Consider the following 13,774-nt stretch of genomic DNA (forward strand, 5'->3'; position numbering starts at 1 on the left):
TGAAAAAGTAATGACTACAAACCCTGCAATAGAGATAAAGACCATACGATAACGATAAAATAAAAAGCAAACGAGGATAATCATGATGAAACACTCGCCTGAATTTACCGATATTATCTTGAACTTAGATGAGCTCGTATCTGCCTGTGGCCAAGAGCGCCAATGGGTCATCGAATTGATTGAAGAAAATATCATCCAGTATGATGTGCCAGAGCGCCAACAATTCACCGGTTATCAATTGACCACTGTGCGCCGTGCCTCACGCCTGAGCCGCGACTTTGAAGCTAGCGTGCCGGCGATTGGTCTGATACTGGAGTTATTAGATGAGGTTGAGCAGCTACGCCAATTTAAGCGCCAGCTCGACATGCAAACCCCAGTGATCGAAGTAGATGTTGATCATTTAAAGTAACTGTTTAAAACACTCGTTTGAAGCAAATGTTTAAAGCTGTTATTTAAAACTATTATTTAAAACTATTATTTAATGCAACTATTTAAAGTGAATGTTTAAATTAATGAATCACCTACTATTTAGCACATAAAAAAAGGGTCTCTAATATGAGACCCTTTATTGTTTATAGAAAATACTTGAAAACAAGCTGCTTAGTTAAAAATTAACGCGCATATTTTGGATCAGCTGCGGCAGTAAACAAGACGTCTGTAGAAGAGTTTAGTGCGGTCTCTGCCGAGTCTTGTATCACACCGATGATAAAGCCAATCGCCACTACTTGCATGGCAATGTCGTTTGGAATACTAAATAGGCTCGCTGCCAATGGAATCAATAGTAATGAGCCTCCAGCGACACCAGAAGCGCCGCAAGCACTAATTGTTGCTACCAAACTTAGTAGTAACGCTGACGCAAAGGTTACTTCGATACCAAGCGTATGCGCTGCCGCAAGGGTCAAAACGTTAATCGTAATCGCCGCGCCGGCCATATTAATGGTTGCGCCTAATGGAATGGTGACCGAATAAGTGTCTTCGTGTAGACCTAATTTACGCGCAAGGTTCATATTAACTGGTATATTGGCGGCTGATGAACGAGTAAAAAATGCTGTAATACCTGACTCACGTAAGCAGGTGAATACCAATGGGAAAGGGTTTTTGCCGGTCTTCACTAAGACAATCATTGGATTGACGACCAAAGCGATAAATATCATACAACCAACCAGTACCATTAAGATGCGCGCATAACCTGCTAGCGCAGCAAAGCCTGTCTCAGCGACCGTATTGGCAACCAAGCCTAAAATACCAAACGGCGCTAGAGCGATGACCCATTTTACCACTTGTGAGATGGCATCAGAAAAATCACCGACTACCGTACGCGCGGTATCGCTGGCTTGACGCAAGGCAAAACCTATGATGATTGCCCAAGCTAAAATACCAATGTAATTGGCTTCGGCGATAGCATTTACCGGATTGGCGACCAAATTCATCAGCAAGTTGGTCAATACTTCTTTAAGGTTCGCTGGCGGTACTTGCTCAATGGTGGCATTGACTAATATCAGCTCTGTGGGGAATAAGAAGCTGGCGCCAACCGCCGTTAGGGCGGCCAAAAAGGTGCCGAACATATACATAATCAGTACAGGTTTGACATACACCTCATTGCCACTGCGATGCTGGCTAATGGCTGCCATGACCAAAATAAATACCAATATCGGCGCGACCGCTTTTAGCGCCCCGACAAATAGCGTCCCTAATAATCCTAACGCAATGCCAACATTTGGTGCCAGCCAGCCAATCAAAACACCTAATATTAAACCGATAATAATGAGCGGTACCAACCCTATACGCTGGTACATCGCAATCAATGAACGCATCTATACACCCTCGACTTAGTCAATAAATATGAGATTTTTTATAAAACCTAAAAGCAATCGAAGGATGGTAGCATTTTTTTAAGAGAAACGCCTATCTTTAACCTGTAGCTGCCTAGGCATATAGGGCTAAGAAAAAGTGCGGTATGAGAAAAGTAGAAATATTTTTTTGGACAAAAAATAAAGAGATTTGGTAGATTAAACCTTGAAGTGTGTCAGCTCATAGCCTAATTGTTGATAAGCTTTATATTTGTGCCGACCTTCTTGCATACTGTTAGGGTCAGGTTTTATGAGCTCAAGTACGCGGCTAGGCTGAGCATTATTGGTCGCTGCCATAAAAGTATTAATGGGATGGATGGTGGTATTTAGGACAATACCTTTAAAATCGGCCGGCATATAGCTGCTAAGCAAAACAGGTGCGTCAACAGTCTCATTAACATCATCAGTGTCAGCAATAGTAGCGTCCAAAAATCGCTGATGTGGTATAAAGCTTGCGGCATCATGTGACCATAGCGCTTCATCAAGCGTCGATAGCAACTCATCCTCTTTTTCGATAAGAATCAATAACGATTGGCTGCTTTTATTAAGCGCCGTTTGGGTCAACTGACAAATAAAGCCCAAGAAATCTTGGGCTTTACTCTCACTCAAAACATAAAAACTGATGTTCATAAATTCATTTTCATAAATTGTTCTGCATAAATTGGTTTTTCAGCAATAGATTATTGATAACTGATCAAGCCATGTTTGCGCTGTTTTTGAGGTATTGCATAAACAGTGGTACAGGACGACCAGTTGCCGCTTTGTTTTGACCAGAATTCCATGCCGTACCAGCAATATCTAAATGTGCCCATGCTTGACCTTCTTCGACGAAGCGCGATAAGAAGCAAGCAGCAGTCACAGCACCAGCGCCTTTACCACCGATGTTTTGCATATCAGCGATAGGCGAGTCAAGCTGCGTTTGATACTCATCATCCATCGGCATGTGCCAGATCAAATCGCCTGATAAGTGACTGGCGTTTTCTAACTCAAATAACACATCTTCATCGTTACTAAATACCGCTGAGCGTACGTGACCTAAGGCAACCACACAAGCGCCGGTCAAAGTCGCTACATCGATAATTGCTTTTGGATTATAACGCTGTACGTAGCATAAAGTATCGGCCAATACCAAACGACCTTCCGCATCAGTATTTAAGATTTCAACCGATTTGCCGTTCATAGCTTTCACGATATCACCAGGGCGCGTAGCATCACCTGATGGCATGTTTTCTGCGCAAGCAAGGGCACCAACGACGTTAATCGGTAGACGCGCTTCACACAATGCTTTAATCGTACCGAGTACAGACGCTGAACCGCCCATATCAAATTTCATCTCATCCATTGCCGCACCGGGCTTTATTGAGATACCGCCTGAATCAAAGGTCACGCCTTTACCGACTAAGATGATAGGCGCGTCATCATTGGCAGCTTGTACATCGTTATCACTATTTTGTACAGCGTTTTTAGCGGCTTTTTTGCTAGCAGCTTTGGTTGGTAATTTATCTGCCAAGGCTTTTAGACCGCCAGCGACTTTTGCGCTGTTAGTCGTTGCTTTGTTAGCGCCAGCACTAAAGTTAGATTTACCACGGTATTCCATGAGTACCAGCTTACCTTCTTTGGTAGAGCCTTGCGCAACCGCTAAGAAGCAACCCATACCCAGTGCTGACATCTCGTCTTCACCCAATACGGTAACTTTTAATAGGTCAGGATAGGTTTTGGCAAGCTCTTGCGCTTGTTCAGCCATATAAGCGGGGAAACAGATATTGCCCGGTTCATTGGCGACATCGCGGGTCAAGCTTTGGCCCGCGAAGACCGCTTCGGCAAATACTAAAGAAGCTTGCAGAGATTTATCAGCCAGTAAATAGATATCGGTTAAAACTGGCGTGGTTTGCTCAGATTTGTATTTATCAAAACGGTAGCTGGCTGCCAATAAATTTAAAGCAAACTGACCAAAATGATTTTCTTCTAATGCATCACCTAAGGCCACTGTAATAGAGTCGACGCGTTTTTGCGTGCTTTGATAAATGGTATTGGCAATTTTTTGCAATACGCTATGGCTAAGCTTATCAAGACTACCAACACCGACTAATAATAGCTGTACTGGGTTTTCTTTCGCTGTTTTTTTATCGCCAGCAAGCGCATAGTCAGCCACAGTTTCGCAGGCTTTACCATTAAAATGTGATACTTCAATCAACTGCTCAATGCGGCTTTGATAATCACTTAATTCTGCTTCAGCTAAGATATTTTTCTTATCATCGATGAGCACCACAAGGCAGGCGGCATCTTTACTTTTGGCTTCTTTTTTCAGAATTTTTTGCGTATGCGTCTTTGGTAAGGTTTGGGTTAATTTAATATTCATATAGTTATCCTTATTAGAGTTATGAAACTAGCATGATAAAAATGGCAGGTTTTATTTAGATTGTTTATACCTGTTAAAGCAGTTGTACTGTTTATTGAAATATTTGGGCTAATTAGCCATCGCAATAGTGTAGCATATTGCGAGGCGACTGCGCAGTGAGCAAGGCTTGGGTAATATATTTGCACAATTTTGCGATAATTGTTTAAGTAATCGTTTTATGTCTTTATAGAGTAGTCAGTTACTCACCAATCAATTCAGCTGTCGTCACTAAAGCCGCAAATCTATCCTGTAATGCTGCCATCGCAGTCTCGTGCATCACTTCTGCACTTATGGCTTCTTTTTTATAATTAGGCAAGGCACGCGTAGCACAGGCGTTATGGCAGACAAAACTATCAAAGCCCAAATCAAACGCCGCTCTGACACTTGAGCTGACACACATATGACTCATAAAACCCGCAAAAATAATTTGCTGCTTTTGCGAGCCTGCTATTAGGGTTTGTAGCTGTGTATTGTAAAAAGCATTAGGATGTTTTTTGACAATGACAGTTTCGCCATCTTTCGGTTGTAATTCAGCGACAATCTCAACATTCGACGATAAAGGATTAAAAACCTTATCATTATCGGCGCCGTGATGGGCGATATGGACAATAGGAATGTCTTGCGCGCGGGCTTTATCTAATAACAGACGCGCATTTTTAATGGCATTAGTACCAGCTTGCCCCAATGGCATCGCCCCATCGACGTATTCGTTTTGATAGTCAATAAAGACGATAGCGCAATTTAACCAATCAAGGGCAGCAAATTGACCACCAGCGAGTTCAAGTAAGGTCGATGGAATAGTAGCGGGAGTAGAAGTTAGTGTATTCATCAATCGTATTCTCCGTTTTGTTATATGAGCGCTAAATGATATAAACATAAATTTTGCATCTAACTCAGTCTAGCAACGAAATCTAAAGATAGGCGCGCAAGGATACCAACGACAAACAAAGCTTTCCAAATGACATAAAGCAAAAATATAATGCAAATACTTAATAGAGTTGCTCTTATATTAAGACAAGCTTATAAATTATATGCGCTATATGCTTTGCTGATTTTATCTAATATCTAGCCATTCATGCAGCATTACAGCAAGATAGACGCAATGTTTTCAAACACATTTCACAGCCATTTTTAAGCAAAATATGCTACGATTAGCGGTTATCTTTATCGCTACTATTTATAGCGTAGCGCCAATAAAACTGCGCTAAATCGCGCGCATACCAACCTTTTTCTAAAGAGTGCCTATTGTGATATTACGCCGCTATATGACTCAACAAGTTGCCTCAACAACCGCCTTGGTATTGGGGTTTTTAGTGGTGATGATGCTCGGCGGGCGCTTAATCCGTTACTTTGGTATTGCCGCAGAAGGCAATCTGGACATCAGCTTATTATTTACCATTATTGGTTATAATTTGCCTTACTTTTTAGAGCTTATCCTGCCACTGGCATTTTTTATCGCTCTCATGTTGGTATTTGGGCGTTTATACGTTGACCAAGAAATGGCGGTGATTAATGCCAGCGGTGTGTCGCGCGGTAAGCTTGGCCGTTTGATGACACCGTTGATATTGGCATTGTTTGTTGGGGAGGCGGCTTTATCTATCGTTGGTAAACCGTGGGGCGTACGCTCATCGGAAAGCGTCTGGCAGCAGCAGGCATTGACCAGTGCTTTTGATCTAATTCGTCCTAATCAGTTTATTAGTAGTGGCAATTATCACTTGTATGTTGGCAGCTTAAGCGATGATAAAAAGCAATTGCAAGATGTGATATTGATACAATCTGAGCCTAAATACAAAGGTAGTGCAGCAAAAAATGCGGCCGTTGATGTCAATAACAGTATTGATCCAGAAACCGCTGAGCAACTCAATATCCCAGAGCTGCCAAATGCGCTCACAAGTAACAAGGTTATAAGCAAAGACCATATCACTAAAGATACCATTACCCTTGCCAAACGCGCTGAGCAAGTAGATACCGGCAGTAGCGGCGTCACCCAATTGGATTTATTCCAAGGTCGCCGCTATGAAGTCGGTGCGGGCAGTCTAAAATACAATCAAGTGGGCTTTGATCGCTACCGTATCACCTTGACCGAATCCTCCAAAGAAGTCATCACCGAAGACAATATTGAAACCCAAGCAATTGGTCCATTATGGCAAGCCGCAACAGGCAGCGCAGCAGTGAATAGTGAAAATGCACTTCGAGCGGCGCAAGGTGAGCTTGGTTATCGTCTGGCTTTACCTTGGTTGATGATTATCGCGCCGATGCTCGCCGTGCCACTGGCGCAAGTACGTCCGCGCCAAGGTCGCTGGTTGCGCCTGTTCCCGTCGATTTTATTATTTGTCAGCTGTGCGCTGGGCATTATTTCGCTCAAAAATGCTGTGAGTAAAGGCAGTGTGAGCGTTTGGGCGTATGCATGGTTAATATTAGGATTTATAGTATTGGCGCTTTATATGAACTGGGGCAGCCGCATGCAGCATCGTTTGCGCTTTCGCAAGCCAGATGAGCTGTTAACCGTTAGCGAGCATCAAGGCAATATCGACCATAAAAGCAATGGCTCACAAGGAGGACAATCCTAATGAGCGCTTTATTCTCTAAATCATCAAAGCCGAATTCGCCAAACGCTAAACTTAAACTTACGCCAAAGCCAACCAATCTAAAAGTGCTAAGCCGTTACGTTAAACTAAACGCTTTACTTGCCATCATCGGCGCGGTCATAGGTTTGTGGGCATTGCAGTTGGTGTTCTCTTATTTGTCTGAGCTGGATTCGCTAGATGATAGCTATACGATGGGCGAGGCGATTAAATATATTTTCTATCGCTCGCCGTACTTTTTAGAGCAATTTATCCCAACCGGCGCGTTACTTGGCGCCGTGGTTGGTCTAGGCCTATTGGCCAATAAAAGCGAGCTGGTCGTCATGCGCGCTGCTGGCGTCAGTGTTTATCGTATCGTCGGTTGGGTGTTGCAGCCTGCTATGATTTTTGTGCTGTTGGCATTGGTAATTAATCAGTTTGTCCTGCCGCATTCGAATCAATTGGCGCAAGAGATTAACGATCAAGACAACAGCTCGCTTGTCACCTCGGTACGGGGTTATTGGACGGTACAACCACGCTTTGAGAGTGCAAAAGACGGTAGTGCCAAGCCAGATGGCAGCGATATTTTATATATCGATTATGCCGATGTGCAAGGCAATATTGGCGAGGTCAAACGCTGGCATTTGGACAATAATGGCAACTTGCAAACCGCCATTCATGCTGAGGGTGGCAAATATATCGGCCGCGAACCGATAGATACCGATAGCAGCAAACCAAGCGAGCAATACCGCTACGAGTGGCAGCTGAACAATATGACCAAGCTGATGATTAGTCAGGGCTTTGAGAGTAGCCAAGCTATCGCACCGTCAGATACCTTGAGTTTACCTTTTGCGCCTGAGTCAGTGTATTTACTCACTCGTAAAGCCGAAGATTTGTCATTGACCCAGTTATACGAGCATCGTCAATTTATGCGCCAACAAGGCACGCGCTCGTTAAGTCATGAGTTGGCATTTTGGCAAAAGCTGCTCTCACCGTTATCGATTTTATCGCTGGTGATTGTTGCTTGCTCATTCGTTTTTGGCTCACTACGTACGCATAGCTTGGGCTTACGCATTGTGGTGGCACTACTATTTGGCTTGTTGTTTAGTTACGTGCAAGATTTGGTTGGCTTTGTTTCGCTCGCGACTGGATTTTCTCCATTATTAATGGTGATATTACCCATTGTCGCCAGCACGATATTGGGTGGGTATTTACTGAAGCGGCAAATGTAGTTTTAAAAATGTAATTGTACAAATATAATTTTAAAATATAGTTCTAAAAATTTAGCCATAAAAAATCCCGCTAACACATCATCGTATTAGCGGGATTTTTGTTTGTGCAGCTTTTAAGTTGCTTAAGATTAGTCTTTGGTCGCCATGGTAATCGTATAGGTTTTACCTTGTTTGATCTTTTCGCTATTGCCAAACACTTCGGTAAATGAGCGTTTCATAAATTGACGTAGGCCATTGATGGTCACCACATAAAAGCGCCCACCTTTACGCATACGTGCATAGGCGTCGAGGAAATATAGGTAATGCTGCTCTTTGCCTACTTTAGCGGGCAAGTTCGACATCACAAGGCTAAAGTCTTTGTCCTTTGCCACATGATTAAAGCCGTTTGATAAATGCACATCGACATTTTTTAGACCATTTTTCTCGCAATTCAAGCGCGCATATTCTACCGCCATAAAGTCTTTATCAATCAAGGTATGCAGACCATTCGGGCATTCACGCGCCGCTGTCATACCAAGTACGCCATAGCCACAACCTAAGTCTATCGAATCATCATCCGCTTGAAAATCCACATAATCAAGCAGCATCAAGCTGCCATCATCAAGCTTTTGTGGCGAAAAAATACCCCACGTGGTCGCAAAATCAAACGGCTTACCCAGCACATCTTGGCGAAAGTTAATATCTTCACGCCAATGTTGGGCGCTTTTTAATAGGTCAGCAGGGGGTCTATGGCTCATGGGATTCTCGGATATTAGATAAGTAAAAGGGGTGCGCTGCTCAAACGAACAGCGTGCATATCATGATGCACTTTATTGAGGCTATTGTAACGAGAAAAGGGCGGGTTTGCAGCTATGGATTGGTAGGAATTGTATTATGGGAAGTAAAGGTAGGCGCACCGATTCCAACCTTAATCTCGTTTGAGGTGCGGCTTGGCGGATCCTATTACGCGTTATTTTTAACGTTCAATAGAAAATGACTCTAATGATGGCGCGTGTTCACTCCATCCTGTCCAATAGTCTACAAGAACAATACGATTTTTTTTGAGTGATTTGATTTTATATAACATATTACTTGGGGACGAAGTTTCATTATTCCTGTCTCGTTGTACGAGTATAAAATCGTCGTCATCAATCCAAATAACGCGCCAATGACTCACAGTTTTATCATTTCTTTGGCATTCAATTTCGTTGCGCCATTTAGCCGATAGACTATCTTTGCTAAACTCTATACCAGCACATAATGCACCATCTATTATGAGCCTGCTATTCGACAAACTCTCCTTATACCCAGCCTGAGCGCTAGTTTGACCTAACATAAGTGTAGCTAGTGAAAAGATAGCGATAGCACCGATTTTGTTTAAAGTTTTTGACAGCTTCATCGATCATCCTCTATTTGATGTATTTACTATTATAGTAATATCACTTAACCAAATAATAGTTTAGATCTAATTATTGATGATGATATAAAATATATTTATCAACCTTTTAGATGACGCTCCGTATGCAACTTCTACAATCTGGCCGTCGTCAATCATTATCCTCAAAAGTCTAAGCGCAACCAATACCCAAAAACTTATAATCCTATCCTCTCAAACGCTTCTTTAATAAATGATCAAAGATAAACGGACCAAATGGTAAAAATGAGCCAAGCACACCTGCAGGCATTGCCCACAGCGGCATTTTTATTTTGCTCGTTGCAATCAATAGCATCAAAATATAGGCGATAAACAGTGCCCCATGCGCCATACCGACATATTTTACGGCTTCAGGAATACCTAACATATATTTTAGTGGCATGGCGATACCGAGCAATAATAGAAAAGACGTACCTTCTAAGTAACCAGCAATCGTGAGATTTTTTAATACCATATTTTGCCCATTAGTTAGGCTGGGCAGAGTAGATGGCTGAGCTTGCAACACGTTTTATTCCTCTTACAATCATCAATAAATCTTTAATTTCAATTCTAGCCGCGCGGATGATGCTCGGCATGCAACTTCTGCAATCTTGCCGTCGCTACATGAGTATAAATCTGCGTCGTGGATAAATCACTATGCCCAAGTAATAACTGCACGCTACGTAAGTCTGCACCATGATTGAGTAGATGGGTCGCAAAAGCGTGACGTAGGGTATGCGGTGATAGCTCTTTATCGATACTGGCAATTTTGGCGTATTTCTTTAATAGATACCAAAAGTTCTGCCGCGTCATATAACCACCTTGCGCGGTTAAAAACACCGCTTGGCAATTGCCCGATTTTAAATGCGCAATCAAATCACCACGAGCATGTGTTAGATAGTCTTCTAGTGCATCTGCTGCATATTCACCTAATGGAACCAGTCGGGTTTTATTGCCTTTACCGGTAATTTGTAGCCAGCCAGAATTTAGGTTTACTTGTTCTAGTGACAGATTAATTAGCTCGCTAACACGTAGACCACAAGCATAGAGTACCTCTAACATGGCTTTATCACGCAGACCGAGCGCCGTGCTGCTGTCAGGTGCGGCAAGTAGGTTATCGATATCCGCCTCGCTCAAATCCTTTGGCAATGGACGGCCCAATTTGGGACTTTTTATACGCTCACACGGATTGTCTTCACGTAGGTTGCTAGCAATCATCCATAGATAAAACTGACGCAAGCTTGAGAGCATCCGTGCTTGCGTACGCGGCGTTTTGCCTTCTTGGGTAAGAGTTGATAAGCAGTGCAGTACGTCATCAGGCTGCCATTTCGTGAGGGCAATAGGATTGGTCAGCTCGCAAGAGCGTAGGTCGCGCACGTAAGCATTACGCGTACGCGTTGCAAGACCACGTGCCAGCATGGCTTGACGAAACTCAGTCATATAAGCTGGTTCGTCATCGACCGCTAGCGCTTTAGGTTGACGCTGCTGTACAGCACGGTCGCGGCTCATAAGACAGGACTCGGTGATTGAATGTTAAACACGTTCTAAGCACCATAACGAAGTGACTTCCGCACTGCGCGCCGCAAAAAGTGGATCGGTATTGTCTTGGCTGCGGCCATGCTTAGGTTTTGTATCGAGACGATATTTTACGGTTAAACCACTATCTGCAAACCAGCCCAGTAATTCATCACGGGTACGCAGCTGCAAATGCTCAGCCAAATCCGACAGAATTAACCACACCTCTCCTTGCTCAGCTAAGTGCTGGTTTGCGCCCTGCAACAACCCACGCAGCATGGCGCTATTAGCATCATAGACAGCGTATTCGAGTGGTGAGCTTGGTTTAGCGGGCAACCAAGGTGGATTACAGACAATTAAATTGGCGAGTGGCGCATCAGTCGGATATAAATCCGCTTGCTGTAACTGTACGCTAGTTAATGCTAAACGTGTAAAGTTCTCTTTGGCACATGCTAAAGCACGTGGATTTAAGTCCGTGGCAATTACTTGTTTCACACTGCGCTGCGCCAAGATTATAGCCAGCAAGCCAGTGCCCGTACCGATATCATAGGCAACATCATGAACTTTTGGCAACGGTGCATCGAGCAATAGCTGCACATATTCATGACGGGTTGGTGTAAAGACGCCATAATGCGGGAAAATCGATAAACCTAAACTTTCAATCGGTACACCTTTTTCGCGCCACTGTGCTGCGCCAAGCGCCCCTTGCAGGTCACGAAACGACAGCACACACGATTCATCCATCGACTTATCCAACTGGCCAAAAGCTGCTGTACAGGCGGCACTGACATCAGGGGCGCGACGCAGCTGGCTGGTATAATTGGCATCAAGCTCTAGTAGCAAACGGCTTAATATGCGCGAACGCTGGGCTTGCATTTGGCGCTGCTGATGAAATAGGTTAGGTATGGCTAGGGATTCAGTTGTGGATGCAGAAGATTTAGCAGACTTATTAGCCGCTTTCTTTATTTTGCGTTGCTCGGAGCGCTCATTCGTACGATCTATGCGACGACCGAGCGCTTGTAGCAACTGGCGTGCATTATGAAAATCGCCGCGCCACAATAGTGATGTGCCTTCGCAAGCTAAGCGGTAAGCATCATCCGCGGTTGTTTTGTCATCGACCAATACAATACGCGCAGGCGGCGCATGATTGCTTTCAGACAACCAAAGTGCTTGACGTAAGCCTTCGTTCTCGTGCCACTGCACATACTGCTTTTGGGTTGCTAACACGCTATCTACCTGTAATTTATGAATGATATGTTTCGTGCAAAGCAAAGATATCTTTATGTTATTAGTGCTTTTAGGTTACTAATGCTTTAGGGTCAATAAAATGCATTCAAGCATTCTTTTTCTTAACCAAATAACGATAAAGCGTGGCGCTGGTTGGCGCGTTATCATCGCCAGCGATTCTTATTTCATCCGGATCGATATTTAAATCCACATTTTCAGCAAGCGTCTCTTGATGGACAAGCGTATGCCCCAAATGACGGCAAAAATTAGGAATGTCGCGAGTTGTCGCCGGATCAGTGGCGAGTATTTCAATCACTTCACCAGCATCGGCTTTACGAATGGTTCGATGCAACATCATGACCGGCTCAGGACAAATGAGCCCTTGGGTATCTAAATGATGTTGAATAGTAGTATCAGATATTGAAGGTGTCATAGTCGTTTTTTTGAATCGATAAAGTATGGTTAGAGTTTTTTGCTATTCATTGGTTGGCGTACCATGTGTTCAGCTGCTTTACGCTTCTTTAACAACATCAGCTTCTTTGTCGGCTTCCAAAAAGTTAAAAAAGCGCTTAAAGCTCACTTTGAATAAAAATGCCACGCCAAGCCAACAGGATAACCCCAACCAGGCGGTATCGGCAAATAATAGCCCACCAAGCAATATGAGGGTTGATACACCAATACTCATGGCAATCATCGATGGCTGATTCAAGCGATAGCGATAAATCACCAGCGCATCATAAATAGTAATAGGAATCGTGAGTGCCACTAAAGCATAGGGCAGGTTGTAAAAGAGTTGGTAGAGCAGTTGATTGTCATGAAAGGCTTTGATACTAGCAATAGTGCCAAAAACCATAAAGGCAAGAATAGCGGCATAAATAAGATAAATCGCTATTTGGTTGGCCCGCTGAGCGCCCTTGATACGCGCAATCGCTAGCGGCGCAAAGCCATATTGCGACTTATTTTGCAAAGCTTGGTCTGAGACAGTGGTCATATTAATCAGTCATTTATCCGTTTAGATGATATAGCAGAAATGGACGGTATTTTAGCAATTAACTTGCTGTTGTATTAATCCGCTTTAATCGCATCGATGGCGATACTACTACTCGGATCAGCAAAATAAGTCGACATCAGGATACAGGCGGAGATATCATCAATGGGATCACGCTCATTTTTAATCCAGCCATTTTCCCAAGCAATTTCACGTGCTTCAACTGAAGTCAGGCGCTCATCGCAGAGGCTTACGATTACCGGTAGATGCTGTTCCATGACTCGATGCGCTAGGCGACGGGCAAATTTATGCGCCCGCTTGGACAGCATTGAGGTGCTACCATCCATATTCAGTGGTAGGCCAACCACCACTTTTGCCACGCCCCACACTTTAATAATGCCAAGCAGATTATCCCAATCAGGCTGACCATTATTCATCGCCAAAATATCAAAAGCACGCGCAGTTTTGGTAATGCTATTGCCTAATGCCATGCCCATTTTTTTGACGCCATAATCGAGCGCCAAAATAAGATGCGGCTTAATCGCTGGTTCGACAGCTGTCGTATCTGTTATAAGCGTGCTATCTACCATAATCAGGGGTGTTTCCT

General features: G+C 43.6%; 15 protein-coding genes. 3 read left to right on the top strand and 12 right to left on the bottom strand.

The genetic code is table 11. The annotated features are described in order from the left end of the window. Positions 1-85: 85 nt before the first annotated feature. Positions 86-409, top strand: a complete 324-nt coding sequence (locus JMW39_RS07070) for a chaperone modulator CbpM (protein ID WP_201545143.1) — start codon at positions 86-88, stop codon at positions 407-409. Between the two features lie 202 nt (positions 410-611). Here JMW39_RS07070 and sstT read toward each other — a convergent pair whose 3' ends face one another. The 4 genes from sstT to JMW39_RS07090 form a co-directional block, all read right to left on the bottom strand. Next, entirely contained in the window at positions 612-1,814 is a 1,203-nt protein-coding gene (sstT, locus tag JMW39_RS07075; RefSeq protein ID WP_201545144.1) for a serine/threonine transporter SstT, read from the bottom strand. Positions 1,815-2,009: 195 nt separating this feature from the next. Then, on the bottom strand, positions 2,010-2,480 hold the full coding sequence (locus JMW39_RS07080) for a DNA polymerase III subunit chi (RefSeq protein ID WP_201545146.1): 471 nt from the start codon (positions 2,478-2,480) through the stop codon (positions 2,010-2,012). 64 nt (positions 2,481-2,544) lie between these two features. Next, complete coding sequence (locus tag JMW39_RS07085) at positions 2,545-4,209, bottom strand: leucyl aminopeptidase (RefSeq protein ID WP_201545148.1); 1,665 nt, start codon at positions 4,207-4,209, stop codon at positions 2,545-2,547. 238 nt (positions 4,210-4,447) lie between these two features. Next, positions 4,448-5,077 (bottom strand): cysteine hydrolase family protein, encoded by a 630-nt coding sequence (locus JMW39_RS07090; protein WP_201545150.1) that lies wholly within the window; start codon positions 5,075-5,077, stop codon positions 4,448-4,450. Between the two features lie 436 nt (positions 5,078-5,513). Between JMW39_RS07090 and JMW39_RS07095 the strand changes: the two genes are divergently transcribed. Both JMW39_RS07095 and lptG read left to right on the top strand, forming a co-directional pair. Beyond that, positions 5,514-6,818, top strand: coding sequence for an LPS export ABC transporter permease LptF (locus tag JMW39_RS07095; protein WP_201545152.1), 1,305 nt, complete (start codon positions 5,514-5,516; stop codon positions 6,816-6,818). Further along, on the top strand, positions 6,818-8,044 hold the full coding sequence (gene lptG / locus JMW39_RS07100; RefSeq protein WP_201545154.1) for an LPS export ABC transporter permease LptG: 1,227 nt from the start codon (positions 6,818-6,820) through the stop codon (positions 8,042-8,044). Before JMW39_RS07095 ends, lptG begins: the two co-directional genes overlap by 1 nt. 128 nt (positions 8,045-8,172) lie before the next feature. On the opposite strand, the gene JMW39_RS07105 is transcribed toward lptG, so the two are convergent. The 8 genes from JMW39_RS07105 to ruvX all read right to left on the bottom strand — a co-directional run bounded on the left by JMW39_RS07105 (position 8,173) and on the right by ruvX (position 13,757). Continuing rightward, positions 8,173-8,781: a class I SAM-dependent methyltransferase gene (locus tag JMW39_RS07105; protein WP_201545156.1), complete on the bottom strand. Its 609-nt coding sequence runs from the start codon at positions 8,779-8,781 to the stop codon at positions 8,173-8,175. A 218-nt stretch (positions 8,782-8,999) separates the two neighbouring features. After that, positions 9,000-9,422: a hypothetical protein gene (locus JMW39_RS07110; RefSeq protein WP_201545158.1), complete on the bottom strand. Its 423-nt coding sequence runs from the start codon at positions 9,420-9,422 to the stop codon at positions 9,000-9,002. Positions 9,423-9,624: 202 nt separating this feature from the next. Continuing rightward, entirely contained in the window at positions 9,625-9,912 is a 288-nt protein-coding gene (locus JMW39_RS07115; protein WP_201545719.1) for a DUF3817 domain-containing protein, read from the bottom strand. Positions 9,913-10,007: 95 nt separating this feature from the next. After that, positions 10,008-10,946, bottom strand: coding sequence for a site-specific tyrosine recombinase XerD (gene xerD / locus JMW39_RS07120; RefSeq protein WP_201545159.1), 939 nt, complete (start codon positions 10,944-10,946; stop codon positions 10,008-10,010). 24 nt (positions 10,947-10,970) lie between these two features. Next, positions 10,971-12,179, bottom strand: a complete 1,209-nt coding sequence (locus tag JMW39_RS07125; RefSeq protein ID WP_201545160.1) for a methyltransferase — start codon at positions 12,177-12,179, stop codon at positions 10,971-10,973. A gap of 106 nt (positions 12,180-12,285) precedes the next feature. Continuing rightward, positions 12,286-12,612: a sulfurtransferase TusA gene (gene tusA, locus JMW39_RS07130; RefSeq protein ID WP_201545161.1), complete on the bottom strand. Its 327-nt coding sequence runs from the start codon at positions 12,610-12,612 to the stop codon at positions 12,286-12,288. 78 nt (positions 12,613-12,690) lie between these two features. Further along, complete coding sequence (locus JMW39_RS07135) at positions 12,691-13,170, bottom strand: hypothetical protein (RefSeq protein ID WP_201545162.1); 480 nt, start codon at positions 13,168-13,170, stop codon at positions 12,691-12,693. A 74-nt stretch (positions 13,171-13,244) separates the two neighbouring features. Beyond that, positions 13,245-13,757, bottom strand: coding sequence for a Holliday junction resolvase RuvX (gene ruvX, locus JMW39_RS07140; protein ID WP_201545165.1), 513 nt, complete (start codon positions 13,755-13,757; stop codon positions 13,245-13,247). Positions 13,758-13,774: the final 17 nt, after the last annotated feature.

Source organism: Psychrobacter immobilis (genome assembly GCF_904846175.1).
Classification (GTDB): Bacteria; Pseudomonadota; Gammaproteobacteria; order Pseudomonadales; family Moraxellaceae; genus Psychrobacter; species Psychrobacter immobilis_E.

Coding starts and splice junctions, on each gene's coding strand:
- JMW39_RS07070 (WP_201545143.1), top strand. CDS start 86: ATGAAACACTCGCCTGAATTTACCGATATTATCTTGAACTTAGATGAG.
- sstT (WP_201545144.1), bottom strand. CDS start 1,814: ATGCGTTCATTGATTGCGATGTACCAGCGTATAGGGTTGGTACCGCTC.
- JMW39_RS07080 (WP_201545146.1), bottom strand. CDS start 2,480: ATGAACATCAGTTTTTATGTTTTGAGTGAGAGTAAAGCCCAAGATTTC.
- JMW39_RS07085 (WP_201545148.1), bottom strand. CDS start 4,209: ATGAATATTAAATTAACCCAAACCTTACCAAAGACGCATACGCAAAAA.
- JMW39_RS07090 (WP_201545150.1), bottom strand. CDS start 5,077: ATGAATACACTAACTTCTACTCCCGCTACTATTCCATCGACCTTACTT.
- JMW39_RS07095 (WP_201545152.1), top strand. CDS start 5,514: ATGACTCAACAAGTTGCCTCAACAACCGCCTTGGTATTGGGGTTTTTA.
- lptG (WP_201545154.1), top strand. CDS start 6,818: ATGAGCGCTTTATTCTCTAAATCATCAAAGCCGAATTCGCCAAACGCT.
- JMW39_RS07105 (WP_201545156.1), bottom strand. CDS start 8,781: ATGAGCCATAGACCCCCTGCTGACCTATTAAAAAGCGCCCAACATTGG.
- JMW39_RS07110 (WP_201545158.1), bottom strand. CDS start 9,422: ATGAAGCTGTCAAAAACTTTAAACAAAATCGGTGCTATCGCTATCTTT.
- JMW39_RS07115 (WP_201545719.1), bottom strand. CDS start 9,912: ATGGTATTAAAAAATCTCACGATTGCTGGTTACTTAGAAGGTACGTCT.
- xerD (WP_201545159.1), bottom strand. CDS start 10,946: ATGAGCCGCGACCGTGCTGTACAGCAGCGTCAACCTAAAGCGCTAGCG.
- tusA (WP_201545161.1), bottom strand. CDS start 12,612: ATGACACCTTCAATATCTGATACTACTATTCAACATCATTTAGATACC.
- JMW39_RS07135 (WP_201545162.1), bottom strand. CDS start 13,170: ATGACCACTGTCTCAGACCAAGCTTTGCAAAATAAGTCGCAATATGGC.
- ruvX (WP_201545165.1), bottom strand. CDS start 13,757: ATGGTAGATAGCACGCTTATAACAGATACGACAGCTGTCGAACCAGCG.